Raw genomic sequence first — 25,644 nt, forward strand, 5'->3', positions numbered from 1 at the left:
TTTGTGAATTGCGCTATTTTACCGATACAACCGGCGTGACCGAGTACCCCGGACGGAGTTTGTGGTCGTTGTTCTCCTGGTCCAAGTTGGTGAAATCGATTCGCACTGGAATGCGCTGAACTACTTTGACATAATTGCCGGTCGCATTTTCCGGTGGGAATAACGAGAGCCGTGAACCCGTCGCTCCACCAATCTGGCGGATCGTGCCGTGGAACTTCTTTCCGCCCAGCGCGTCGACCTTGATTACTACCTTTTGACCATCCCGCATATGCTCGAGCTGGGTTTCCTTGAAGTTGGCTGTTACCCACAGGTTCGTCAACGGGATGATGGTCAGAAGATCTTGCCCGACTGACAGGTTGGCGCCGACGTTGACGTTCTTCTTGTTCACGATTCCGGTGGTCGGGGCCGTGATCTTGGTGTAGCCCAGGTTAAGCTTTGCCTGATCGACCTTTGCCTGTGCCTGCTTGACATCGGCAACAGCAGCATTTGCCTTCGCCTGCTGCGCGCGAATCTGGCTGGGGCCATTCTTGGTGGCTTCCATCGCCGTCGAGCGGGACTGCGCCAGCTTCTGCTGCGCCTGCCGCACCGCCTCCTGCTGCCCGATCAGAGTGGACTCAGCCTCGAGTACCCCGGCGCGATTTGCGGCAGCCGCGGCAACCGCCCCGTCAAACTGCTGCTTGGAGATAACGTCCTTCTCAACCAGCGGCTTGTACCGCTCCACATCGAGATTGGTTTTGATCTCATTCGCCTTTGCCTGGTCGACCCGAGCCTGCGCCGCGGCAACCTGCTTTTGCGCCTGGGCCACTGCAGCAACACCTCCCTGCACGTCAAAGCCAGTGGTATTGATGCTGGTGTTCGACGTGATGGTGGTGATCGGAACGTTCACGTTCGCCTGAATTGCGGCAGCCTCAGCGCTGGCAAGGTTTGCCTGTGCCTGCTCGAGCGCGACCTGGAAGTCTTTCGGGTCGATCTCGGCCAGCAGATCTCCGGCTTTGACTTCCTGATTGTCCTCGACATAGACCTTGATGACCTGGCCCGCGATGCGTGAACTTACCTGGTACAGATCGCCATCGACCTGGGCATCGTCCGTGTCCTCTGTGAAGGTCGAGTGCCAATAGAAGAGGGCAGCGCCGATCACCAGCAGTGTCACCACCGCGATAACGATCAGCTTGCGGCGGGACTTCTTCTCTGGAGATTCGTCTTCCGGCTCCGGGGCGTGGTCCTTATTCGCTTCGTACTTCTTCTCTGCTTGCTCTGGCAAGGTTACTTTCCTCCGAGATAATCTTTGTAGTTTGTCTGCGCCGAGCCCAGGGCACGTGCCAGCGAAAGCTTGGCAATGTTGTGCTGGTAAAGCGCACTGATGTACTGATCGTTCGCCTGCTCGGTCTGCGATTGCGCCTGCGAGACCGGCAGATTGTCCGAAACGCCCGCTTTGAACCTCTGCTGTGCTTCGCTAAGAGCTTCATTTGCCAGCTCGACGTTGGAATGCGTTGCATCCACCAGCTTCGCCGCTGCCTGGATATCCAGGATGGCATCGCGGACATCCTGGTTGACCTGTTGCGCCTGGTCTCCCAGCCGTGCCCGGGCCTGCTCAAAACTTGCCGCGGCGACCTCGTTCTGTCCACGCGTCTTGGCAATCTGAAGAACCGGCACCGTGATCTGTCCTGTCGCCGTATAGCTGGAATGCGAATGACCCGGCGTCTGGCCAAGGTCACCGAAATCTCCGACGAAACTGGCAACCGGCAGCTGATAGGCCCACGCCGACTTCTTCTGCGCGGCGGCCGCCTTCACCTGTTCATCCGATGCTGCGAGATCCTTGCGGGTCTTGAGAGCCTGATCCACACTCGCCTGGGGATCGACATCGTTGAAGACCGCATACGGCACCAAGTCGGTCAGACGGTACTCCTGGTCAAGCGGAAGACCGATGACTCGAGCCAGGGCGAGCTTGTCTTTCGCGAGCTCATTTTTGGCCGAGATCAGCGTCTGCTGCTCGTTCTGATAATCAACTTGGGCCCTGAGAGCATCGAGCTTAGGGCTGGTGCCGGCCTCGTGCGCCGCTACCGCCTGATCCAGCGAAACCTTCGAAGTTGCCAGCTCCGCCGTAACTGCTTCCACGCGGGCGTTGTCCGCGATGCAGAGCAGGTAGGAATTTCCGACCGTCAGCACCACCAGGTCGCGGGCATCCGCGGCGGTAAGCTTTGCGGCGGCGAAGTTATGCTTGGCCGAAATGTAATTCTGCAGCGCGGAAAGGTTGAACAGGTTCTGCGTAAGGTAGGCGCGAAAGTCAACAACCTGAAAAGGCCCGATGATCGGATTCAAGCCTGGGAACTTCAAACCGTAGGCCGCCAGGTTGACCTGCTGGACGTTGATGCTGGCCGCACCCGTCACTGTAGGAAGAAGCGCCTGCAGCTCTTCAAGTCGCTGCCCGTTCGCGTTTCTCTGCGCCGCGCCCTGGAGGATGATTCCAAGGTTATTCCGCAGGCCGCGCTGAATCGCATCGTCCAGCGACAGATCCATTAGAGTACCGGTAGATTTTCCCTCGACAAGGCTGCCTTTGAAGGAGTCCTGTGAGACCTGGGCTCCATTCTGTCCAGAAGCGGTGTAGAGCTGCTGCTGGGCACCGGCGACCGGCGAGCTCTCATACCCGCTGCTGGGTCCCGTTTGCGTCGGTCTCGGCTGGTTGCCCGAGGGTGCTGTCTGCGTCTGCGCCAGCGCGGGCAAGCCGGCGAGCGTCAGTCCGGCGATGACGACGGCGCCGCGGAGAAGGCGCGCTACTTCGGTATCGATCGCCACGCTAGCTGCGACCTTCCTTTTGGATTGAACCATAGCTTCGATGTTAATCGTATCTCCGTCTTTTCCAGCCACACTCTTCTATCCAAGTATTCAAGAAGAAGGGTAGCGCCTGGGCCTAGGATTTCTATAGGAATTCTGATGCTTGGCATCGTTTTGGCGGCTCAAAAAAGTTTCGCAGGCGATTGAGCGGCATGGAGTTCGGCCCTTAACCGCATAGAATGGACTTCTTTCCGGAAAAGATTCCGTGAACAAGAGATTTCAGGAGGATCGATGGCAGAGATTGGAGTTGCAGTAATCGGTTTTGGGCTGGCTGGGCGTGTCTTTCACACCTCTTTCGTAAGCGCGGTACCTGGGTTGAAGCTCGAAGCGATCGTGCAACGGCGCGGCGATGAGGCCGCCAAGGCGTATCCGAAGGCGCGTATCCTGCGCTCCGTAGACGAGGCGTTCGGCGATCCGGCAGTCTCCCTGATCGTCGTGGGCACCCCTAACGAGACTCACTACGACTTGGCAAAGCGGGCGCTGCTGGCCGGGAAGCATGTCGTGATCGACAAACCCTTCGCGGCGACGAGCGGCCAGGCCAAGGAACTGGCAGAGATTGCTGAAGAGCGCAAGCTGGTGCTGGCTCCTTTCCACAATCGCCGTTGGGACGGCGATTTTCTGACGGTCCGCAAAGTGCTGGAGTCGGGGGAGTTGGGCCGCGTGGCCACGTTTGAATCTCACTTCGACCGCTTTCGTCCCCTGCCCCGTGAGGCGACCTGGAAAGAGGAGGGGAACGACGCCAACGGGATGCTGTTCGACCTGGGACCGCATCTGGTGGATCAGGTTCTGACGCTCTTCGGCGTTCCGCAGGCGATTACGGCGAGCGTTCGGCGCGACCGTGACACGACCGCCATCGAAGATGCCTTCGACATCATGCTGCACTATCCGAAGCTGCAGGCCTTCTGCCGGGCGACCATGCTGGCCGCCGAGCCGGCTCCGCGCTTCCTGATCCACGGAACCAATGGAAGTTTCCGCAAGTACGGCCTCGATCCGCAGGAGCCCGCGCTGGTAGGGGGCGCCACGGTTCCGCCCATGGGCGATGCCCGTGTCTGGCTGGCTGAGCCGGAATCGGCCTGGGGGACGCTCACTATCGCGCCTGACCCTGCCGAACCGGGCGAGCTGAATCGCACCACGGTGAAGACGGAGCTGGGAGACTATCGCGGCTACTATGCAAACGTTCGGGATGCGATTCTTGGCGTCTCGCCCCTCAAGGTCACGCCGGAGGACGCTTATCGTGTGATTCGCCTGCTCGAGATGGCGCGGCAGAGCAGCGCGGAAGGGCGCAGCTTGCCAGTTTCTTTCTGACGCCCCACTCCCTCTAAATTGTGCAAAGTATTCTTTTTATTGCATTTAGCTGTGGACTTAAAGTGCAAAGTCTTGATTCCAGATACCTTACTTGTAAGGTATCTGGAATCATTTACTTACAGCTTATACCTTGATTGTTTGAGGATAGCCGCGGATTGTTCGCGATCCGTTTTAAGCGTAGCAGAGAAGATCGAACTTATCGGCACTGTTCATCTTCTGATAATTCAGTAACTTGTGCCCTGTAGGGACTTGACACGGCTCTCTAGAGCAGAAGTGCCATGCCATGGGCGAGAACCGCCTGGAAATCTGCTTGATAGATTGGAATCTATGAACGATGTGGTTAAGGTAACGGAGGATCTTCCTGGAGGCTTTCTCTGGGGAGCGGTAAGGGCGGGTATCAAGGCGAGCGGAAACCCTGATCTTGCGGGTGCAGTGGTGGAGGGTGTGGGGCAGGCGACGGCGATGTATACCTCCAACCAGGTGGTTGCGGCTCCCGTCACGGTTGGCCGCGAACACCTGGCTACGACCAGAGGCCGGGTTGGGGTGGTTCTGGTGAACGCCGGGAACGCCAATTGCGCTACGGGACAGGTAGGGATCGATGCCTGCAAGAGCACCTGCGTGGCGGCAGCCGAGACCTTCGGATGCATCTTCGACGAGGTCTTCCCTTCTTCTACCGGCATCATCGGCGTTCCCTTTCCCGGCGACAAGGTGATCGCCGCCCTGCCTGCACTGAAGTCATCCTTTGGGAACATGCCGGAGCATGCGGAGAGCTTCGCGCGAGCCATCATGACCACCGACACCCGCATGAAGGTGGCCCAGGCCAAGATCGAGGTCGATGGCAAAGAGGTGCGGATCTTCGGCGCGGCGAAGGGTGCAGGAATGATTCATCCCCGGCTGGGAGCTCCGGTAGCTCCTCACGCGACGATGCTGGTGTACCTGTTCACCGACATCGTAGCGGATGGCTCGCAGCTGCGTGAACTTCTGCCGCATGCGGTGGAGCGAAGTTTCAACTCGATCTCCATCGATGGAGATACTTCGACGAACGATACGGTGCTTCTGCTGGCCAGCGGAGCGAGCGGCGTTCGCCTGAACGAAAAGACGGAGCAGAGTTTTGCCGAGGCGCTCGCCGAGGTGTGCGGCAGGTTGGCCTATGCCATCGTCGATGACGGCGAAGGCGTGACTCACGTGGTGACGCTGCATATTACCGGAGCCCGGAGCGAGTACGAGGCCAAGCAGGTGGCGAAGTCGATTGCCCACTCCCCGCTGTGCAAGACAGCGTGGTCGAGCGCGGACCCAAACTGGGGACGGTTGATGGCGGCGGCTGGTTACAGCGGAGTGGAGTTCGACCCGGCACGGGTGACAGTACGGATCGGCGAGGAACCGGTGTATGAAAACGGTATGCGTTCCTCGGCGTTCGACGAGGCTGCGGCGCATCGGGTGATGCTCCAGAGGGATTACACGATTGCGATGGATATGGGAGAGGGCGAGGCGGAGTGCAGGTTTGTGACTTGCGATCTGACGGAGCAGTACGTGCGGATCAATGCGGATTATTCGACGTAAAGCCATCATGGCGCATAACGCCAACGAATGCCGCATTTCAGTGAATGCAGTTCGTTCCCGGAAGCGGCATAGCTCCATCTCACGGGGTTAGGTTGCGGATGGCAGGATTGCAGGCCCTTTCGATGCAGGTTCAGTCAGTATCTGTGACCGCGAGGATGGAAAGTGCGCGAGCGCGCCGATCGAACAAAATCGCTGTCCAATCCCAAGCGATCCCCCCAAACCATCGTGTCCAGGCGTTGTGGGTTGAGTAGTAGCTCACTTCAGAGAGCCTGAGGCCGAAGAGTGCCTCACAGAATGCAAGTGAGGTTTCCTTTTCTGTTCTCCCGTCACCTCTGGCACTAGCACTGGTATAAGCACCGCCAGCGTAGAGCTTTCGCGCCAACTCCCCATCAAAGAGGAACGAACTTGTCAGTCGAAAGTTTCCATCATATTCAGCATCTCCAATTTCATACTCCTCATCGACTCCGTAACGTCGAAGTTCATTTCCAGGAATCTCCAAGTTCATGATCTCCGCGAGCTGCTCCGAGCTCACGACCTCTCCCAGTCTGCGAACTACAAACGCAGGATCGTCGGGCTTTGACGGTTCAATTTCCAAATCTGGCAGGGCGTGATTGACTTCGACCCGATCGAGAAGCTGCCTAAGAATGCCGAATTCGAGTAACCGGTCCCTCGATGCAAACCAGTCGAAAGCCCTGCTGGGGCCCACACGGAACGAAGCGAAGAGAGCTCCACCATTGACGTGGGTTGCACATATTTGGCTCAGCACGGAGTCCAACCGGGGATCAATAAGCGGTCTGATCTCTAAAGAAACCTGTTGACACATTGTGCGTGCCAGAGCAAAAGTCGGTCTCTCATGATTTGCATCCGGGGTCAGCAATTCCATAGACACAGATCTTAAATGTATCTCGCAGAGCAGATCGTTTTCGGGGGCCGGGACAACATAAGTACCAGTACGGGGAAACGCGCGCATAGCGGAGGTATTCGGGATTGCTCAACACAAGCCGACTTGCGAGGACTTATTGGCTTCTCAATGAGTGACCAGGCGACTTACCGTAAATCGACGTTCCAGACTATGTTTGGAGTGCAATATCGGCACGCCTGACGGCTAAGACATTCGATCGGAGGAACCAAACTCTGTAATTTGATGACGTTGCCTTTCTGTACGATAGTCTGTGAGTTCCTGGTTTCCTATGCCAGGGGATTCTGAGCTTCGCCTGGTGCGAGTCGCAGCGAGAGCAACAGGAGCAAAGCGAAGATGAAATCCCGGAGTTCCAAACCCGCAGCCGCTTCGAAAAAACCTCCTGAGCAGAGACATGCCGCTCTCGTGAACGATTCTTTTCCTGTGGTCGCCATTGGAGCCTCCGCTGGTGGCCTCGAAGCCTATAAGGAATTCTTTCTTGCGCTGCCGGTGGACACCGGAATGGCGTTCGTGCTGATCCAACATCTGGACCCAAGCCACGAAAGCATGTTGACGGAAATCATCGCCAAGACGACAAGGATGCCCGTCGAAGAAGTTAAATCTGACGTCACGATCCGGCCAAACCGCGTCTATGTAATTCCTCCAAATGCGCTGATGGCCCTGACCGGCGGCGTTTTTCAATTGTCACCTCGCGACAAAACGCCAGGCCAGCATCTGGTGGTGAATTTCTTCATGCACTCTCTTGCCCAAGAGCGTAAAAGCAGCGCAATTGCCATCGTCCTTTCCGGCACGGGAGCGGATGGCACGGCCGGCATGGAGGCCGTCAAGGCAGAAGGCGGAATTACTTTCGCCCAGGATCCCGCCACAGCCAAATACGACGGAATGCCGCGTAGCGTCATCGATTCGGGGTGCGCGGACTTCATCCTTGCGCCGAAGGATATGGCAAAGGAGTTGCAGCGCATCCAGCATCATCCCTATGTGCACCTGGAAAAATCAGAGGAAGAGGATTCGAGCGCGGAGAAGCCGGGCGCCGGAGGAGTCTGGTGCCGAGCCTCAAGACCTGGGACTGGCGAATGCCGAATCTGCCGCGTCCCATGCAAGAGATTTCAGCGTGGTCCTTGCTCAACTTCGCAAGGCCAGCGGCGTCGATTTCAGCCAATACAAACCGAACACCATTCATCGCCGAGCATTGCGGCGAATGTTGCTGCTTAGAGTAGATTCGTTGCGTGACTATGCGACCTACTTGAAGGAACACCCCGAAGAGGGAGAGAAGTTATTTGAGGATGTTCTCATTCCCGTGACCAGCTTCTTCCGAGACTTCGAAGCTTTCGAGGCGCTGAAAACCCAGGTTTATCCCGCCATCGTGAAGGAGAAGGACAACAAAGGCATCATCAGAATGTGGGCGCCAGGCTGCTCGACCGGTGAGGAGACCTACTCGCTGGCCATGACTTTACTGGAGTTCCTGGGCGACCGGGCTTCCAGTTTCCAGGTGCAGATCTTCGGAACCGACCTGAACGAGAAGGGCATCCAAAAGGCGCGTGCCGGGATCTACCGGGAAAGCATCGCGGAGGAGATCTCGGCGGAGCGCATGGCTCGCTTCTTCGTCAAGGTGGATGAAGGCTATCGGGTCAACAAGGCGGTGCGCGACATGTGCGTCTTTGCCCAGCAGGACCTGGCGAGCGATCCGCCTTTTTCGCAGATGAATGTCGTTGCCTGCCGCAACCTGCTCATCTACATCCAGCCCGTGCTGCAAAAGAAGATCATTCCCATCCTGCACTATGCGTTGAAGCCCACCGGCTTTATGGTTTTGGGCAGTTCAGAGAGCGTCTCCGCTTTTCCCGAACTGTTCTCAACGGTGGACAAGAAGCACAAGATTTATAGCAAGAAAGCCATCCTGTCACGCCTGCACTACGACTTTGCGCAGAGCTATTACCCCCCGCAGAGCACGCTCAGGGTCTCCGGCAACTCGCTGAGATCCCTCTCCGCGGACAAGGATGAGCTGGATGTGCAGGCTGAGGCTGACCGCGTGGTGCTGCGGGAACACGCTCCGGTCGGAGTGGTGATCAACAGTGAAATGGAGGTGGTTCAGTTCCGGGGACAGACGACGCCCTATCTCGCGCCTCCACCGGGCAAACCCAGCCTGAATGTGTTGAAACTCGCGCGAAACGGCCTGGCTATCGAACTGCGTTCGCTGATCACCGCCGCGACGAAAAAGGGCGCGACCGCCCGAAAAGACGGTATTCCGTTTGACGAGAACGGGTACAAGCGGATGCTGAACCTGTCCGTGGCGCCGCTGGGAGACAAGGAGCCTGCAGAGAAGGGGGAGCGGAACAGACAGTTTTTCTTGATCCTCTTCGATGAGATCACGCCGCCGGTAGCCCCTGCTGTCGAAGCTATTTCGGTACACAAATCAAAAGGTCGCAATCAAAACGATCAGGAAACCGGACGGCTGAAGCAGGAACTTACCAGTACGCGCGATGCCCTGCGTTCCGCTATCGAATCGGAAGACTCGCTCAAAGAAGAATTTCAGTCGGCCAACGAGGAAATACTTTCCGCGAATGAAGAGCTGCAGAGCACGAACGAAGAACTGGAGACTTCGAAGGAAGAGCTGCAATCGGCCAATGAGGAACTGAATACGCTGAATGCCGAGTTGCGCAACAAGAACAACGAACTCCATGACCTGAGCAACGATATTCTGAATTTGCTGAACAGTACGCGAATTCCTGTTGTCATGCTGGACCGACGGCTCTACATACGGCGCATCACACCAGCGGCAACCAAACTGTTCAAGGTAGTCCCCGCAGACGTTGGGCGACCATTTGCCGATATCAAGCTCAATATCGAAGAGTCGGACCTAACACCTCACGATCTCGAGTCGGAGATCGCAAAGGTCCTCGACAGCCTGCTGCCGGTCGAGTGCGAGGTGCGAGACCTGGAAGGCTGCTGGCATGAATTGAGCGTGTTGCCATACCGTACTCAGGACAACAAGATCGATGGCGTGGTACTGGCTCTGCAGGACATCGACACGGTGAAGCGCAGCCAACAGTATCTGCAGAGGATTATCGAAAACGTCCCGACTCCGCTGCTGGTGTTGGACGCCGACCTGAGAGTCCGGTTTGCGAACGAGACCTTTTGCGCCACATTTCAAGTCACCCGCGAGGAGACGGTCGGGCAGTTTCTGTACCTCCTCGGAAATGAGCAGTGGAAGGTTCCAGCGCTGACCGAATCGCTGAAAAAAGTGCTGCCGGAGCACAAGCTGGTGCAGAACTTCTCTGTCACGCATGAATTTCCGAGGATCGGACGGAAGACAATGCTGGTCAGCGCCCGGAAAATTGAAGACATCGTCGAGCAACGTGCTCCGCTGATGCTACTGACCATCGAAGACTTCACCGAGCGCAAGGACGCAGAGATTGCCCTCGCAAGGCTGGCCGCAATCGTCGAGTGCTCAGACGACGCTATCATCGCCAAGAACCTCGATGGAATTATCGAGAGCTGGAATCGCGGCGCACAGAAGCTTTTTGGGTATACGGCGGAGGAAACAGTCGGACAGTCCATAACAATGCTAATGCCTCCGGACCGGGTCGAAGAGGAAGCAGTCATTCTGGGCCGCCTCCGCCGTGGGGAGCATATCGATCATTACGAAGCCGTCCGTCGGCGCAAGGACGGGCGGTTGCTCAATATCGCCTTAACTATTTCACCCATTGTCGATGAACACGGTCAGATTGTGGGCGCATCGAAGATCGCACGTGATATCGGCGACCGAAAACTCACGGAAGCCGTATTGATCAAATCGGAAAAGATGGCAGCCTCGGGACGCCTGGCGGCGACACTGGCTCATGAAATCAATAATCCATTGCAAGCTGTAGCGAACCTGGTAACCATCTGGGCACGATCTCCTGGGCTGGATGAAGAAGGCCGGGCATATGCGGCGATGGCGGAAACCGAGCTACGCCGTTTAAGCCATCTCACGCAACAGTCCCTCAGCTTTTACAGGGAATCCATTGTCCCCATACCTGTCAACGTAGAAGAGACGATGGACGGCGTCCTGAGCATTTATGGGAAACGCATCGAAGCTAACGGGATTCGTGTAACAAGGCGGTATCGATCAGGTGGTGCGACGATCCAAACCTATCCCGGCGAGATTCGCCAGGTCTTCTCCACTCTGCTTCTGAATGCGATGGAGGCCATCAACGTGGGCGGGACTATCGAAGTCCGGGTTCGGAAGGCCTTTCGCTGGCACAATCCGGAGATCCAAGGCCTGCGGATAACCGTCTCTGACAACGGAATGGGCATTTCTGCGGCCAACATCCCTCGTATCGTTGAGCCATTCTTCACCACCAAGGGAGAGAAAGGAACCGGGCTAGGTCTCTGGGTTGCGAGCGGAATCGTAGACCGCTCCGGCGGTTCCATTCTGACTCGAAGCAACGCAAGTCCAAGCAGGCATGGAACCTGCTTTTCGATCTTTCTACCCGCCCAAATCTTAAACAAACCGTTGTAGCTTGTTACACCAACCCACCACAAAGACGGCATTGCCAAAATGCTGTTGCAAGTGCTGCCTGAATGGCGAAGCTGTCAGGTCGCTTGGAGAACATTTGTGAAGATCCAGGAAGCTAGCCCTTCGAGGTAGCCTCGTCCGTGTAGAAATCTGCGATCTGGCTGGCGTACTTCTTCTCAACGATGCGGCGCTTCAACTTCAAGCTCGGAGTCAGCTCTTCGGTCTCCACGCTCCACTCCTCGGGAACGACACAGATTCGCTTGATGCTCTCGAAGTTCGCCAATTGCTGGTTCACTCGATCCACGATCTCCTGATATGCCTTGATGACCTTGGCATGCTTCACAAGCAAGGCAGCGTCTTCGGTCTGCACGCCCTGCCCCTTGGCCCATCCCTTCAATGCAGCCAGATTCGGCGAGATGAGCACGCAGACGAACTTATGTTTGTCTCCCACCATCGCCGCGTGACCTACCAGGGTATTGGCTTTGAGCTTGTTTTCGATCGGCTGCGGTGCAATGAACTTTCCTCCGCTGGTCTTCAGAAGCTCTTTCTTGCGATCGGTGATGGAGAGAAAGCCATCGTCATCGAGATTCCCGATATCCCCCGTTTTGAACCAGCCATCCTCGGTGAACGTCTCCTCGGTCTCCTTGTTTTTCTTCCAGTAGCCTACGAAGATGGAGGGCCCCTTCACCTCCAGCTCGCCATCGGACGCGAAGCGGCACTCCACGTTCGGCATCGGTTGGCCCACGGTGCCAATTCTGTTTGCTCCCGGATAGTTCAGGGCGATTACAGGCGAGGTCTCGGTGAGACCATACCCTTCGAGGATCAGAATTCCAGCATCGGCAAACCATCCGGCCGTGTCCATTCCAAGCGGGGCTCCACCGGAGATAAAGATCCGTACATGTCCGCCGAAGGCCTCCGCAATCTTCCCGAAGACGAGCTTATTCGCCAGCTTCCAGCTCAGCCCAGCCGGCTTTCTGCTTGTGAGAATCTCTTCCCTATGGGATTTGCCGACGCTGAGCGCCCATTCCAGAATTCTGTGCTTCAACGGCGATGCGGCGGACTTGCCCTCCACAGCTTGTCGAATCTTCTCGTAGACCCTGGGCACGGCCACGACGATCGTGGGCTGAACTGTCTTCATCGCCACAGGCAGTTGATCGAACTTCCCGCAGTAGGCCAGCTTCGTTCCGTGACACAGCAAGGCATAGTCCAGGTGTCTCGCGGTGACATGGGAAAGAGGAAGAAATGAGATGCCGGTGTCCTGGTCGCCCAGGCCGAGCGGGCCGGTGGAGTAGTTCAGATTGCTGGCGAGATTGCCGTGCGTCAACATCACGCCCTTGGGCTCGCCGGTGGTGCCCGAGGTATAGATGATGGTTGCCAGATCCTCGGGCCGTGCTGTCTTCAGCATGACGTCGAATCCGGCGTCGCGCTGCTGCCTGGCCTCTGCACCCTTCATCAAGGCCGTGAAGCTTTCCGCTCCTTCGTGTTGGCCCTGCTCCATGACGACGACAGACTTCAGCTCCGGAAGCTCGCCTGCCTGACGGATCTTCTCGTACTGCTCCGCTGTCGAGACGACGGCTACCTTTGCTCCGGAGTCCCGGAGCATATAGCCGACCTGTTCGGAGGTCAGGGTTGGATAAAGCGGGACGTCGACACCCCCGATTGCGAGGACGGCAAAGTCGGTCACCGGCCATTCCCACCGGTTCTCCGACAGGAGCGCCACTCGATCCCCTTTGCCGACTCCCCATTCGCGCAACACGTCAGCGAGAGCTCGCACCCGGCCATACAGCTCTACCGACGAGATGGGGGACCATGACGTCGCAGTGTCCTGCGCCATCATCACAGTGCGATCGCCTCGCCCTGTCGCCCGCACCAGAACATCATTCACCGTTCTCAGATCAAACATGCCTGTCCCACCATCCTGTACCGTTTAGTGCTTCGAACCAACCTAAGCCAATAGGTTTCAAAACGCCAACCGGAATAAAGTTGCCGATTTCAATTGAAGACGACGAATCATCCTCACGGATATCTTCCCCGAGCCAGACTGCATTTTCGAACGTGGGTCTAGACCGCCGTCCCTGCTTTCCCTCTTGTTCCAATTCCGTTCAAAAGCACGTCCATCACCTGGCGGGCCGTCGTTTTGGCATCATACGCACGTCCGGTAAACACAGCCGAGCTCAACAGCTCGTCGATCGCGCCGAACATGCAGTGCGCCACTACGCCATCGGAGACATCCGCTCTAAAGATTCCTTGTTGTTGTCCACGTCTTACCACCTCGCGCACCATCTGGATGTATTTGACAAGATGATGGTGTGAGAACTCGGCAATAAATTTTGCGCTCTGGCGCATCTCCGTTTGCATTAGGATCGCCATGCTGCGATTCACCTGGTGGCTTTGAAGATGGACTTCGGCAATATACTCCAGCTGTTCCCGCGGGCCCTCCAGCGTATGGAATCTCTCCTCGACCTGCCGGTAGAACCTTCCGAAGGTCGTATCGATCGCCGTCCGCAGAACTTCATCCTTGTTTTTGAAGTAGAGATAAATCGTGCCATCCGCAACACCCGCTCGTTTGGCGATCGCGCTGACCGGCGAGTTGAAGTAGCCCCGCTCGGCGATCACCTCTACGGCGGCGTCCAGGATTCTCTGATACTTGTCGCTGCCCGGTCCAGAGGACGGTATCGTTCTTTCCACCTCGGTCACTCCAGCTCCCTCTTGAACGTGCTTCACGCGCTCCAATCCGGTCCTCGAACGAAGTATCCAGTCTTCGCCACTCTAAAGAAAGCCGTTCCTCTTGCCAAGAATGAATTTGGATTCATACCCCAAAAGAAAGCCCTCGGACGAGCCGAGGGCTGGAATCTTTACGAAGGGAATGCGTGGATTATGCGCTGGCCCTTGTGGTGTCAGGCTTGCGGTTTTGGGGTCAGCCGGACAAACGAGGTTGCTTTCGCCGCCCAATCCGCCAACAGGGCTTTGGCAAGGCCGCTGTCCGAGAGAGCGACGTGTTCCTCAATCAACGCTTTCAATTCTTCCTGCGAAGAGGCATCCGTTTCACTAAATGGCTGCGGATCAATGAATTCAGGATGAAACTTCGAGTTTGAGATGAAGCTTCTATCCTCATCGTAGATCCAGGCGAGGCCTCCGGTCATCCCAGCACCGAAGTTCATGCCGGTCTTGCCGAGAACAACGATGGTTCCGCCGGTCATGTACTCGCAGCCGTGATCGCCCACACCTTCGACGACGGCGATCGCACCCGAGTTTCGAACTGCGAAACGCTCGCCCGCCCGGCCTGCAGCGAAGAGCTTGCCTGATGTCGCACCGTAGAGGGCCACGTTGCCAAGGATGACGTGTTGTCCGCTGTCTTTGGCGGCAAGCCCGAGAGGACGGATGACGATCTCGCCACCGGAGAGACCCTTGCCAACGAAGTCGTTCGCTTGACCGTCGAGGATCAGCTTCATCCCTTCAACGGCAAAGGCGCCAAAGGACTGCCCCGCGGTTCCGTGCAGGTCGAAGGTCACGTCGGCATGCAGATCTCCCTGCGCGCGACGCAGAGCCAATTCTCCAGCCAGGCGCGAACCCACGGCACGATCGCTGTTGGTGATCTCAGTCCCGACCAGGTAGGACTTCCCTGCCTCAATCGCTTTGAGGGCGGGCGCCACCCACTGCTCGTCGATCGGAGGCTTCGGAAGCGGCTGATCGTTCCTTCCGCCCATCCAGCGGCGGGGACCGTCAGTTACCTGCGCCAGCATCGGCGCGAGGTCGAGATTGCCGTCGAAGCGGACCTGCTCCAGCAAGTCGGAGCGTCCGACCGCAGCTTCGAGCGAAGGCAGGCCATAACGCGCCAGCAGGTGCTGCAGGTCGGATGAAAGCTCTTCGAAGAACCGAACCACGTGCTCCGGCTTGCCGCGGAACTTGGCCCGCAGCTCCGGCTTCTGGGTTGCAATGCCGGTGGGACAGGTGTTGAGGTGACATTGCCGGGCCATGTCGCAGCCCAGGACTACGAGCACGGCGGTTCCGAAGGCGTACTCGTCCGCTCCAAGGAGCGCAGCGACGAGAACATCACGTGCGGTGGCAAGACCGCCATCGGTGCGCAGGCGAACCCGTCCGCGCATTCCGTTCTGCATCAGGACCTGCTGGGCCTCGGCGAGGCCGAGCTCCCATGGATTGCCGGCATACTTGATGCTGGACAGAGCCGCGGCTCCGGTTCCACCAGTGTTTCCGGCGATCACGACGTAGTCCGCATAGGCCTTGGCGACTCCGGCGGCGACGGTTCCGACGCCGCAGCCCGAGACCAGCTTGACTCCGACTGCCGCCTTCGGGTTTACGCGCTTCAGATCGTAGATCAGCTGCGCCAGGTCCTCGATCGAGTAAATATCGTGGTGGGGCGGCGGCGAGATCAATGAGACGCCGGGCTGTGCGTGCCGCAGCCGGGCGATCAGGCCGCTGACCTTGTGTCCGGGAAGCTGTCCGCCCTCGCCGGGCTTGGCTCCCTGCGCAACCTTGATCTCGATCTCCTCGGCGTGAGCGAGATACTCGGCCGTAACTCCGAAGCGTCCAGAGGCGATCTGCTTGATTTTGTTGTTAAGGGAGACATGAACCGCAGGAGCCTCAATCACAGGTTCAGCGACGGCAATTCCGCCTTGCGCGTGCATGGACGCGCTTGCTCCGCCTGAGCCAGGCTGCGACTCCGAGCCGACCGGATGCTGGCGATAGACGGTGGAATCTTCGCCGCCCTCACCGGTGTTCGATCGCGCACCGAGCATGTTCATGGCGGCAGTGATGGTCTGGTGCGCCTCGGGGCTCAAGGAGCCGAGCGACATGGCGCTAGCGACGAAACGCTTTGTGATGCTCGACGGGCTCTCGACTTCGGCGAGAGGAAGCTCCCCTCCGGCTGGCCGAATCTCCAGCAGATCACGCAGCACGGCTGGATCGCGGGCGATGACGTCTTTGGTAAATATGGCAAAGGCGGCGGTTGGATCGGTGGGCTGGGGCACATTGCGCGCACTTCCCACGACCGACTGAAGCGCCTTCACCGTAGGTGGCTGCCAGGCGTGAGGCTCTGCGACCTCGGCCTTGCGGAACCGGACCCAGCCGTAGTCGGGCAGATCCGCAGACGCCGCAGCGCCTTCAGCAGGCTGCCAGGTCTGGCGAAGCTGGCGGTCGACTTCCACGAATCCGATGCCGGAGAGAGGCGCCGGCGTGTTCGGGAAACATCGATCCACAACACTCGAATGAAGCCCGAGAATGTCGAACTGACGGGCGCTGCGATAGCTGTCGACGACGGAGATTCCCATCTTCGACATGACTTTCGCCAACCCGGCGTCGAGGGCCTTGAGCATCTTCTTCTCTGCCGCCTCAGGCTCCGTTCCGGCAGGAGCAAGGGCGCGGCCGCTCTCAAGCGCGAGCCAGGGACATACCGCTCCGGCGCCGTAGCCGATCAGGACGGCGGCGTGGTGAATGTCGCGACAGTCTCCCGCTTCCACCGCGATGCCTGTGAGGGTTCGGAGACCTGCGGCAACCAGGGCCTGGTGGACTGCGCCTGTGGCCATCGCCATTGGGACCGGGATGGAGTCAGAACTGGCAGCACGATCGCTCAGCAGAAGGATGCGCGCGCCGTTGCGAACCAGCTCAATCGCCTGGTTACTGAGGTCGTCGAGCGCCTGCACCAGCGTGACATCGGGGGCAAAGACGCAGGCCAACTCGGCGAAGCGAAGCTCGCCAGCGTGCGGGTAATTGCCTGCGCGAAGGGCGTTGACCTGTCCTAGCGAGAGAAACGGTGAAGTCAGCGATATGCCCGGGAGCGGAGCGTTCTTGTCGAGTAGGTGGGGCCAGGGGCCGAGACGGGTATGCAGCGAGACGACGCAGGCCTCGCGCAAGGGGTCGATCGCCGGATTCGTTACCTGGGCGAAGCGCTGGCGGAAGTAGGCATACACCGGCCGCGGCGTGCGGGCCAGGAAGGCCAGTGGCGTATCGTCGCCCATCGACCAGACTGCGTCCTTGCCGTCGGCAGCCATGGGCTGCAGGATCATCCGAACATCTTCGCGGGTGTAACCGAAGCCCTTCTGCAGTGCGGTCAACGTCGCTGTTTCGAACGGGGCGACCGGCGCAGGAATGAGAGGAGCATTCTCGAGCAGCTTTGCATAGATCGGGTCAGAGTCCAGGAGCGCGAGCAGTTCCTCGTCCTCGTAGACCTTGTGCCTCTCGAGATCGACAACCAGCATCTGGCCGGGGCCGAGGCGGCCGCTGTGGGTTACCTCGTTCGGGTCCAGATCGACCAGGCCGATCTCCGATCCGGCAACAACCAGCCCGGTCGTTGTGATGGCAAAGCGGCAGGGCCGGAGGCCGTTGCGGTCGAGCACAGCTCCCACCAGACGACCATTGGCAAAGGCGATGGCCGCAGGTCCATCCCACGGCTCGGTGCAGTCGGAGTGGTAGTCAAGAAAAGAAGAAGTGAAACCCGAGGCGGCAGCGGGAGGCATCAGCATCCGCATGGCCTCGGCCAGGGTGCGGCCATTCTGCGAGATCAGCTCAACGGCCTCGTCGAGACTGGTGGAGTCGGTGCCTCCCTGGGTCAGGACAGGCTTGCACTCAACCGGAAGCGTGGAATCGCGCGCGGCCATGCGGGCGCGGTTGCCCCACACGGTGTTGATCTCGCCATTGTGTCCGAGGGTGCGGCCGGGCTGGGCGCGGTGCCAGGTGGGAAGAGTGTTGGTGGCGTAACGCTGGTGGAAGATGGCGAAGGAGGTGACGAAGTCATGACAGGCCAGGTCGGGATAGAAGAGAGCCAGGTCCTGGCCAGTACACATGGCCTTGTAGACGATGGTCTGGGTGGACATCGAACAGATGTAGCCGTCGACTTCGCCCTGCTCATGGGAGCGCTCGAATTGCTTGCGGGCCAGGTAAAGGCGTCGCTCCATCGTGGACGACTCAGCATGGTCTGCATCGATTACGAGCACCTGCCGGATCTTCGGCATGGTGGCAAGAGCCATCTCGCCAAGGTATTCCGTACGAATCGGGACGTTGCGCCAACAAAGCACCTTAAAGTCGTGCGAGAGCAAAGCCCGCTCGATAAGGGCCTCCGCACGGGTCTCATCTTTGGGGATAAAGACCATGCCCACGCCAAGGGTCTTGTCCGGCGCAAACGAAAGGTTTTCGGATTTAATCAGAAAATCCCGCGGAATCGCGGCGAGTACGCCCACTCCGTCACTGCTTTTTCCATCGGCGGCAGTCGCACCACGGTGTGCAAGCCGTCCAAGAGCCGTAAGCGCCTGAGCAAGAATCTGATTCGATGCCTTGTCCTCGACCGAGGCCACAAAGCCGACCCCGCAGGAGTCATGGTCGAAACGTTCATCGATCAGGGAGGGAACCTGAGATGGCCTGGAGCTCACACGGTCGAACGAGGACACGGGTGCAACAACAGCAGGGGCGAGTGCGGGAAACCTTTCCATGATTCACTATACGTCCAATGAACGGCAAATTCACTGGAATAACCTTTCCGTCAAGGTATGGGCGACGCTCCACGGGGAACGCCATTGTATAAATATACACGATGAATGTATATTTATACACAGCCCGGAAGTTCTCGTTTGATACCGTGGCAGAAACGGCAATGAAACACAGATGAAACAACAACGTCATACCGTAATTCGTGAGGTGCTGGCCAAGGGACCAATTCCCAGCCAGGATGACTTACGGCGAAAACTTGCAGGGCGTGGTTTCCATGTTACACAAGCAACGCTCTCTCGTGACATTCATGAGCTGAGATTGTCAAAAGGACCGGACGGCTATTCGCTTTCCAATGGCGGTGATGCTGAGGAGGACTCTCTTCCCGGGATTCGTGAGGTGCTTGGAGGCTTTGGTCTGGAGGTACGGCAGGCGGCGAATTTGCTGGTTGTTATCACGACGACCGGCGGTGCGCAGCCGATCGCAGCAGGCATGGACTATGAGGACTGGCCCGAGGTGGTCGGGACGATCGCAGGCGACGACACGGTTTTGATCATCTGCCCCGACGTGGAGCAGGCAACACAACTGAAGAAGCGGATTGAAGGACACATTGGCTAACCTGGAGACGATCGAGAAGACGACAGAGACTGGTTCCGGCGGAGCGAAGACTCGCGCTCCCCGGATTGCGGTGGCAGGCGTGAGCGGATATGCGGGTGGAGAGCTTGCCCGCCTGCTGCTGCGTCATCCCGGGATGGAAGGAGCAGCTCCGCTGTTTCTTGGACGCGCAATCGAGGGTGGAGCCGCAGAGGCGGCAGCTACCGGCGCAACGACGATTGAAGCGATCCATCCTCAGCTGGCGATGATCGGCGCAAAGGCCTCGCACCCGGTTGAGCCGTTTCACTGGGATCGTCTTGCCGAGGCCGGGATCGAGATCATGTTTCTCGCACTTCCGCACGAGCAATCTCGCGAGTGGGCTCCGGAGGCCATCGAGCGCGGGATTCGCGTGATCGATCTGAGCGGTGCATGGAGACTGCAGGAAGGCAGCAACCGTGCCGTGTACAAGCTGCACGATAAGAATCCGGCGCTGGCCGCAGAGCTGCAAGCCGAGGCCGTTTATGGCTGCCCCGAGCTGCATCGCGATGCAATTCGCACGGCCCGGCTGGTTGCGAATCCGGGCTGTTACTCGACGTCGATCATTCTTGCGCTTTCTCCACTGGTAAGAGCCGGGGTTGTCGATCTCGACACCGGAATCATCTGCGATGCGAAGTCAGGCGTCAGCGGAGCGGGCAAGGCTCCCACCTCGAAGACGCACTTCATGTACGCGGCCGATAACCTCTCCGCCTACTCCGTCTTCGGGCATCGGCACACGGGGGAGATGCTGGAACAGCTCTGCCTGGGTGCGGACCAGATCCAGTTCACGCCTCACCTGTTGCCGATTCCCCGCGGGATTTTGTCGACGATCTATCTCCGGCTGAGGCAGCCGATGAAGCCGGATGAGATCGCGCATCTGTTCAACAGCTTCTATGAAGGGAGCCCGCTGGTTCGGCTACACGCGACGCCGCAGCTTCCGCAGATTCAGCATGTCGTCCGCACGAACTTCTGCGATGTGGGGTTCGCGCTTGCAGAGGATGGCAAACGGCTGATTGTCGTCTCGTGCCTGGACAACCTGCTAAAGGGTGCCGCGGGGCAGGCGGTACAGAACATGAACGTGATGTGTGGATGGAAGGAAGAGGAGGGCTTGCTGTGAGATTCGTCGTAAAACTTGGCGGTGCGGGCCTCGAAAACCCGGCGCTGTTGTTCGCCTGTGGCAAGGCAATCGCCGACCTGGTCAATGACGGGAACCAGGTGGCTGTGGTCCATGGCGGGGGCGTGCAGCTGACGCGCACGCTGGCGCTGATGGGCAAGAAGAGCGAATTTATCTCGGGCCTGCGCGTTACCGATGCCGAAACACGGGACGCTGCGCTGATGGTCCTGGCGGGCCGGGTTAATAAATCGCTGGTTGCATCGCTTGGAACCCACGGACAGTCAGCAGTTGGACTCTCCGGAGGCGACGGCCATGTCTTTCGCGCGCGCAAGAAGAAGACGACTCCCGATCTGGGCTTTGTCGGGGAGATTGCGTCCACCGACCCGCGCTGGCTCGAGGCCATCTGGACCATGGGAGCCGTTCCCGTGATCTCTTCGATCGCGCTTGGCTTCGATGGGGAGTACTACAATATTAATGCGGATGAGATGGCAGCTGCTTGCGCAGTTTCGACCAAGGCGGACGCTCTGGTCTTTCTGACCGATGTACCGGGAGTGAAGGGTGCCGATGGCAGCGTAATGCGCTGGCTGACGCTTGGAGAGATTCCCGCGCTTGAGAAGCAGCAGGTGATCTCCGGCGGCATGCTTCCCAAATTGAATGCCTGCCGCGAGGCGCTGTTGCACGGCGTCAAGCGCGTACGCATTCTGCCTGCGGAGTCCGCGGCGCTTCTGCCGGATCTCTGCTCAACTCGAGTCAACGACGGAACGGAGGTCATGGTCGCATGAACCTGGCATCGATTCAGGCTGCGGAGAGCAAGCTGCTGCTGAATACCTATGAGCGGAACCCCTATCTCTTTGTCAGCGGCAAAGGCGTGTTTCTACAGGACGATAACGGAACCCACTTCCTCGATCTGCTGAGTGGCATCGGCGTCTCTGCGCTTGGATACGGCCATCCGGCCATCGCGCAGGCGATCGCACACCAAAGCGCGCGTCTGCTGCACACCTCGAACCTCTTCTTCCATGAAGGCGCGGCAAACCTCGCTCTGCGCCTGACGGAGATCAGCGGAATGGATCGCGTCTTCTTCTGCAATAGCGGAACCGAGGCGTGGGAGGCTGCGCTGAAGCTGGCTCGCGCCTATGCGACGAAGGAACGCGAGAATGGCAAGAAGACCGGCACAAAATTTCTTGCTCTCGAACACAGTTTTCACGGCCGGACGATGGGATCGGTCGCCACGACGCATAAGGACAAATACCGTCTTCCCTTCGCACCCGTCATGGGCGATGTGGAGTTCGTGCGCTTTAACGATGTGGCCGATCTGCGCGCAAAGTTCTCTGACGAGGTCTGCGGCATCTGCATTGAACCTATCCAGGGTGAAGGCGGCATCCATCCGGTCTCGAAGGAGTTCTTCGCCGCTGCGCGCGAGCTTTGCGACTCGACCGGAGCGCTGCTGCTTGCTGACGAGATCCAGAGCGGCCTGGGACGCACTGGAAAGTGGTTTGCGTATCAGCACTACGGAATTCAGCCTGATATCACCACACTGGCCAAGCCGATCGCCGGAGGCATTCCTATGGGCGCGATGCTCTGCACGGAGCGCGCGGCCTCTGCGTTTACTCCCGGGATGCATGGAACGACTTTTGGTGGCGGTCCACTGGCCTGCGCGGTTGCGATTGCCGTAATCGACACGATGCGGAATGAAGATATGCTTGCGCACATCGAAGAGGTCGGTGGATATTTCAAATCCGAGCTCGAAGCGCTTAAGCAGCGCCATGACTGCATCACCGAGGTGCGTGGCATGGGACTGATGCTGGGAATCGAGCTGAACTCGGCTGAGCTTGCGAAACAGGTAGCCGCGCAAATGATGGAGCGGCACATCATCATCAACCGGACAAGCGAAACGGTGCTTCGCTTTCTTCCACCTTTCATCCTCGAAAAGAAGCACGTCGAGATGGCCATAGACGCGCTAAGCGAGATTTTGAAGGCGAACACGGAATTTGCCGGCGCAACGCCGGCTGGAGAAAAAGTTCATGGGTAGCAAAACAGTGATTATGAACACTAAGCCAGATATGCCAGGAGAAGAGATTACGCCGCGCAAGGCTACGGCGACGCTTGGCATCCAGTCCGATACCGCATTTAATGAAGCGGCCAAGCGCCTGTGCGGCCGCGACCTCTGTTCGATCGGCGACCTCACCGTCGAGGAGATGGCCGCCATCATGGAGCTGGCCCACGCGGTGAAGAATCACCCCGAGGATTTTCGCCACGCACTCGACGCCAAGCAGATGGTGATGTTCTTCGAGAAGGCATCCCTGCGTACGCGGCTTACCTTCGAGACGGCGATCAACACGCTCGGAGGCAACGCGATCTTCGTCGACCAGACTCAGTCTCCGCTGGGCGAGCGTGAATCCCTTGGGGATATGGCACGCAACCTGGAGCGCTGGATGAACGTGATCGTTCTGCGCACGTACTCGCACGAGACTATTACCGAGATGGCAGCCTTCTCGAAGGTTCCCGTGATCAATGCTCTGTCGGATCTCGAGCATCCCTGTCAGGCCATTGCCGACTTTCTCACGCTGGAAGAGCGCTTCGGGTCGGCGGAGGGACTTCGGTTTGCTTATGTCGGAGACGGCAACAATGTCTGCCATTCTTTAATGCTGACCGCGGCGCAGCTCGGAGCGCATTGCAGCATCGCGACGCCGAAGGGCTTTGCGCCGAAGCTGGAGATCATTCACAAGGCGATTGAGATCGCCGAGTCGACCGGCGGCAGCATCACGCTGCTGCACGATCCAGTGAAAGCCGCCACCGGCGCCGACGCTATCTACACCGATGTCTGCACCAGCATGGGCTTCGAACATGAGGCGACCAAGCGCGCTCCCATCTTCAAGCCCTACCAGGTAAACGAGAGCCTGATGGCAAATGCGCAACCGGACGCAGTCTTCATGCACTGCCTTCCTGCGCACAGAAACGCCGAGGTTACCGACGCCGTGCTCGACGGGCCACAGTCGATCGTCTTCGATCAGGCCGAAAATCGGAAGCACGCGCAGAAGGCGCTTCTGCTGATGTTGCTCGGCGGAGCGAAGCGTATCTCGAGCGCACGCGGCCGCGGAACCCAGGCCCGCAAACGGCCCTCGTTGGTCTAACCGCACAACGTCATTCGAGAAGTTCAAATTTACTGTAGAGAGAAGAAGGAGTCAGTCAGTGAGCAAGATGTGGTCAGGTCGATTCCGCGAACCGCTCGATCCCGGATTCGAGTCCTGGCAGCGTTCGTTTCCCTTCGATGTGCGGCTGCTTCCCCAGGAAGTAGCCGCCTCGAAGGCGCACGCACGCGCCGTCGCAGCCGCAGGCATTCTTACGGATGCAGAGCTTTCGAAGATGCTCGATGGACTGGATCGTGTGATTCCACTCTCCGTGGAGGAGGTCTCGAGCCATCGCGGCGCCCAGACTGCGAACGTCGCAGTGCAGGATCACTTCGCTGAGATCGTCGCGCTGAGCCCGCATGCGGAAGACATCCACCATTTTGTCGAGCTGCAATTGACTAAACTGATCGGCGATCTCGCGTTGAAGCTGCATACTGGGCGCAGCCGCAACGAGCAGATCGCGACCGATATGCGCCTCTTCGTCCGCGATGCCATCGATCAGGCGCTCGAGGGCTTGCTGACATGGCGCGAGGCCCTGGTCGAACAGGCAGTCTCCGCAGCCGATGCGGTCATGCCCTCCTACACGCATCTGCAGCGAGCTGAGCCCGTTCTGATCGCACACTGGCTGCTGGCTTACGTGGCGATGCTCGAGCGCGACTTTACCCGCCTGACGGACTGCCGCAACCGCCTCAATCTCTGTCCGCTGGGCTCGGGAGCAATCGCTGGCGCGACGCTGGCGCTGGACCGCAATATCGCTGCCGAAGCTCTTGGCTTCGACGGCCCAACGCCGAACAGCATGGACGCGACCAGCGACCGCGACTTTGCGCTCGAGTTCACGCAAGCGCTCTCGACGTTGGGACTGCACATCTCGCGGTTCGCCGAAGAGCTGACCCTGCACTCGACCGCCGAGTTCGGATTTCTCGATCTGCCGGAACGCTTCTCCACCGGATCAAGCGCGATGCCGCAGAAGAAGAACCCTGACCTGACTGAGCTGATCCGTGGCAAGGCAGGACGTCTACAGGGAGCGGCGCTGACGCTATCCACCATCATCAAAGGGCTGCCACTCGCCTACAACAAAGATCTGCAAGAAGGCCAGGAGCCGGTCTTCGACGCTGCCGATACCATCCAAGGAATCCTCGCCCTGCTGCCTGGCTTCACGCGCGCTCTGCGCTTCCGAACCCATGCCATGCAGACAGCCGCCGAGAAGGGTTATTTGAATGCGATGGCCGCGGCGACTTACCTCACGCACAAGGGAGTTCCCTTCCGCAAGGCGCACGAGAAGATCGGTCAGGCGGTTCGGCTTGGGCTCGAGACCGGACGCGAGCTCCAGGAGCTGACGCTGGAGGAGCTGCGCGGCTTCGGCGAGGAGTTCGGTACAGACTTCTTTGAAGCCGTCTCCCTGGAGGCTACGCTTGACTGCCACGATGTGGTCGGGGGGACCGCACGGAGCCGCGTAAGGGATGCCGTCGAAGATGCCTCCCACAGGATTGCGTCCGATATGGCCTCGCTTGCATCAAAAAAGTCTGCGAAACTTGGCTTGGAGTCCGCCACACTTGTCTAACTCGTCTCTGCTTTCGGTAAGCGAATCGACCTCCTCCTCGCGTCCGCGCGTGGGCGGTGCTGTGGTGCGCAAGGCAAAGCTTCCAGACGCGGTAAACATCTTTGAGCTGGTCAACTCGCTTTCGGGCGACGGAACCCTGCTGCGGCGAAGCTATGCGGAGATCTGCGAGAATGTGCGCGACTTCACCATAGCCGAGAGCGAGAGCGGCATTTTCCTGGGCTGCGGGGCGCTCCATCTCTATGGGCCGCATCTCGCCGAAGTACGCTCTATCGTGGTCAAACCTGAGGCCAAAGGACAGGGAGCGGGGGGCAAGCTTCTTCGCGCTCTCCTCGAAGAGGCTGAGGACCAGAGCGTCACCTGCGTGAGCCTGTTTACACGCATTCCCGACTTCTTCTTTCACTTCGGCTTCCGCATCGTCGATCGCACGGTTCTGCCGGACAAGATCTACAAAGACTGCCAGACCTGCCCACGTCTATATGCTTGCGATGAGGTTGCAATGGCGCGCGGACCGATCCCAAAGATCGCGGTCCTCGGACCCAGCAAGTTTCCTCAACCTGAGCTGGTCAAGCTGCAGGCAGGATCGCTGACGAATCCAGGAAACGACTCCCGCTGACCGGTGCTCGCTTCGTAAAGTTCCAGAATACGCCGGGGGATGCGGTCACT

General features: G+C 58.8%; 17 protein-coding genes. 11 read left to right on the forward strand and 6 right to left on the reverse strand.

Going from position 1 to position 25,644, the window contains the following annotated elements; translation table 11 throughout:
* Nucleotides 1-13 precede the first annotated feature (13 nt).
* Both AC5S26_RS10150 and AC5S26_RS10155 read right to left on the reverse strand, forming a co-directional pair.
* On the reverse strand, nucleotides 14-1,261 hold the full coding sequence (locus AC5S26_RS10150; RefSeq protein WP_494184778.1) for an HlyD family secretion protein: 1,248 nt from the start codon (nucleotides 1,259-1,261) through the stop codon (nucleotides 14-16).
* Nucleotides 1,262-1,263: 2 nt separating this feature from the next.
* Entirely contained in the window at nucleotides 1,264-2,865 is a 1,602-nt protein-coding gene (locus tag AC5S26_RS10155; RefSeq protein ID WP_494184779.1) for a TolC family protein, read from the reverse strand.
* A 198-nt stretch (nucleotides 2,866-3,063) separates the two neighbouring features.
* On the opposite strand from AC5S26_RS10155, the gene AC5S26_RS10160 reads away from it, so the two are divergent.
* Both AC5S26_RS10160 and argJ read left to right on the forward strand, forming a co-directional pair.
* Nucleotides 3,064-4,137, forward strand: coding sequence for a Gfo/Idh/MocA family oxidoreductase (locus tag AC5S26_RS10160; RefSeq protein ID WP_494184780.1), 1,074 nt, complete (start codon nucleotides 3,064-3,066; stop codon nucleotides 4,135-4,137).
* A 327-nt stretch (nucleotides 4,138-4,464) separates the two neighbouring features.
* A complete protein-coding gene (argJ, locus tag AC5S26_RS10165) occupies nucleotides 4,465-5,697 on the forward strand; it encodes a bifunctional glutamate N-acetyltransferase/amino-acid acetyltransferase ArgJ (RefSeq protein WP_494184781.1) in 1,233 nt (410 codons plus the stop codon).
* Nucleotides 5,698-5,827: 130 nt separating this feature from the next.
* Here the strand turns inward: argJ and AC5S26_RS10170 are convergent, their stop codons facing one another.
* Nucleotides 5,828-6,229 carry a hypothetical protein gene (locus AC5S26_RS10170; RefSeq protein ID WP_494184782.1) on the reverse strand — a complete coding sequence of 134 codons (402 nt, stop codon included), beginning with the start codon at nucleotides 6,227-6,229 and terminating at the stop codon, nucleotides 5,828-5,830.
* A 723-nt stretch (nucleotides 6,230-6,952) separates the two neighbouring features.
* On the opposite strand from AC5S26_RS10170, the gene AC5S26_RS10175 reads away from it, so the two are divergent.
* Both AC5S26_RS10175 and AC5S26_RS10180 read left to right on the forward strand, forming a co-directional pair.
* Entirely contained in the window at nucleotides 6,953-7,828 is an 876-nt protein-coding gene (locus tag AC5S26_RS10175) for a chemotaxis protein CheB (protein WP_494184783.1), read from the forward strand.
* Complete coding sequence (locus tag AC5S26_RS10180) at nucleotides 7,728-11,114, forward strand: CheR family methyltransferase (protein ID WP_494184784.1); 3,387 nt, start codon at nucleotides 7,728-7,730, stop codon at nucleotides 11,112-11,114. Before AC5S26_RS10175 ends, AC5S26_RS10180 begins: the two co-directional genes overlap by 101 nt.
* A gap of 112 nt (nucleotides 11,115-11,226) precedes the next feature.
* Here AC5S26_RS10180 and AC5S26_RS10185 read toward each other — a convergent pair whose 3' ends face one another.
* The 3 genes from AC5S26_RS10185 to AC5S26_RS10195 all read right to left on the reverse strand — a co-directional run bounded on the left by AC5S26_RS10185 (nucleotide 11,227) and on the right by AC5S26_RS10195 (nucleotide 18,553).
* Nucleotides 11,227-13,014, reverse strand: coding sequence for an AMP-dependent synthetase/ligase (locus tag AC5S26_RS10185; protein ID WP_494184785.1), 1,788 nt, complete (start codon nucleotides 13,012-13,014; stop codon nucleotides 11,227-11,229).
* Between the two features lie 158 nt (nucleotides 13,015-13,172).
* Nucleotides 13,173-13,835, reverse strand: a complete 663-nt coding sequence (locus tag AC5S26_RS10190; protein ID WP_494184786.1) for a TetR/AcrR family transcriptional regulator — start codon at nucleotides 13,833-13,835, stop codon at nucleotides 13,173-13,175.
* A 173-nt stretch (nucleotides 13,836-14,008) separates the two neighbouring features.
* Nucleotides 14,009-18,553 carry a glutamate synthase-related protein gene (locus AC5S26_RS10195; protein ID WP_494184787.1) on the reverse strand — a complete coding sequence of 1,515 codons (4,545 nt, stop codon included), beginning with the start codon at nucleotides 18,551-18,553 and terminating at the stop codon, nucleotides 14,009-14,011.
* 172 nt (nucleotides 18,554-18,725) lie between these two features.
* Here AC5S26_RS10195 and AC5S26_RS10200 point away from each other — a divergent pair, with 172 nt between their 5' ends.
* The 7 genes from AC5S26_RS10200 to AC5S26_RS10230 all read left to right on the forward strand — a co-directional run bounded on the left by AC5S26_RS10200 (nucleotide 18,726) and on the right by AC5S26_RS10230 (nucleotide 25,594).
* Nucleotides 18,726-19,166, forward strand: coding sequence for an arginine repressor (locus AC5S26_RS10200; RefSeq protein WP_494184788.1), 441 nt, complete (start codon nucleotides 18,726-18,728; stop codon nucleotides 19,164-19,166).
* A 10-nt stretch (nucleotides 19,167-19,176) separates the two neighbouring features.
* On the forward strand, nucleotides 19,177-20,295 hold the full coding sequence (argC, locus tag AC5S26_RS10205) for an N-acetyl-gamma-glutamyl-phosphate reductase (protein ID WP_494185401.1): 1,119 nt from the start codon (nucleotides 19,177-19,179) through the stop codon (nucleotides 20,293-20,295).
* A complete protein-coding gene (argB, locus tag AC5S26_RS10210) occupies nucleotides 20,292-21,074 on the forward strand; it encodes an acetylglutamate kinase (protein ID WP_494184789.1) in 783 nt (260 codons plus the stop codon). The genes argC and argB overlap by 4 nt, the downstream gene beginning before the upstream one ends.
* Nucleotides 21,071-22,321 carry an aspartate aminotransferase family protein gene (locus AC5S26_RS10215; RefSeq protein WP_494184790.1) on the forward strand — a complete coding sequence of 417 codons (1,251 nt, stop codon included), beginning with the start codon at nucleotides 21,071-21,073 and terminating at the stop codon, nucleotides 22,319-22,321. Before argB ends, AC5S26_RS10215 begins: the two co-directional genes overlap by 4 nt.
* A complete protein-coding gene (gene argF, locus AC5S26_RS10220) occupies nucleotides 22,314-23,423 on the forward strand; it encodes an ornithine carbamoyltransferase (protein ID WP_494184791.1) in 1,110 nt (369 codons plus the stop codon). Before AC5S26_RS10215 ends, argF begins: the two co-directional genes overlap by 8 nt.
* Before the next feature lie 67 nt (nucleotides 23,424-23,490).
* On the forward strand, nucleotides 23,491-24,981 hold the full coding sequence (argH, locus tag AC5S26_RS10225; protein ID WP_494185402.1) for an argininosuccinate lyase: 1,491 nt from the start codon (nucleotides 23,491-23,493) through the stop codon (nucleotides 24,979-24,981).
* A gap of 7 nt (nucleotides 24,982-24,988) precedes the next feature.
* Nucleotides 24,989-25,594 (forward strand): GNAT family N-acetyltransferase, encoded by a 606-nt coding sequence (locus AC5S26_RS10230; protein ID WP_494185403.1) that lies wholly within the window; start codon nucleotides 24,989-24,991, stop codon nucleotides 25,592-25,594.
* Nucleotides 25,595-25,644 lie beyond the last annotated feature (50 nt).

The sequence above is a fragment of the Edaphobacter sp. FHG110511_03 genome, assembly GCF_059115365.1.

Coding starts and splice junctions, on each gene's coding strand:
- AC5S26_RS10160 (WP_494184780.1), top strand. CDS start 3,064: ATGGCAGAGATTGGAGTTGCAGTAATCGGTTTTGGGCTGGCTGGGCGT.
- argJ (WP_494184781.1), top strand. CDS start 4,465: ATGAACGATGTGGTTAAGGTAACGGAGGATCTTCCTGGAGGCTTTCTC.
- AC5S26_RS10175 (WP_494184783.1), top strand. CDS start 6,953: ATGAAATCCCGGAGTTCCAAACCCGCAGCCGCTTCGAAAAAACCTCCT.
- AC5S26_RS10185 (WP_494184785.1), bottom strand. CDS start 13,014: ATGTTTGATCTGAGAACGGTGAATGATGTTCTGGTGCGGGCGACAGGG.
- AC5S26_RS10195 (WP_494184787.1), bottom strand. CDS start 18,553: ATGGAAAGGTTTCCCGCACTCGCCCCTGCTGTTGTTGCACCCGTGTCC.
- AC5S26_RS10200 (WP_494184788.1), top strand. CDS start 18,726: ATGAAACAACAACGTCATACCGTAATTCGTGAGGTGCTGGCCAAGGGA.
- AC5S26_RS10215 (WP_494184790.1), top strand. CDS start 21,071: ATGAACCTGGCATCGATTCAGGCTGCGGAGAGCAAGCTGCTGCTGAAT.
- argF (WP_494184791.1), top strand. CDS start 22,314: ATGGGTAGCAAAACAGTGATTATGAACACTAAGCCAGATATGCCAGGA.
- argH (WP_494185402.1), top strand. CDS start 23,491: ATGTGGTCAGGTCGATTCCGCGAACCGCTCGATCCCGGATTCGAGTCC.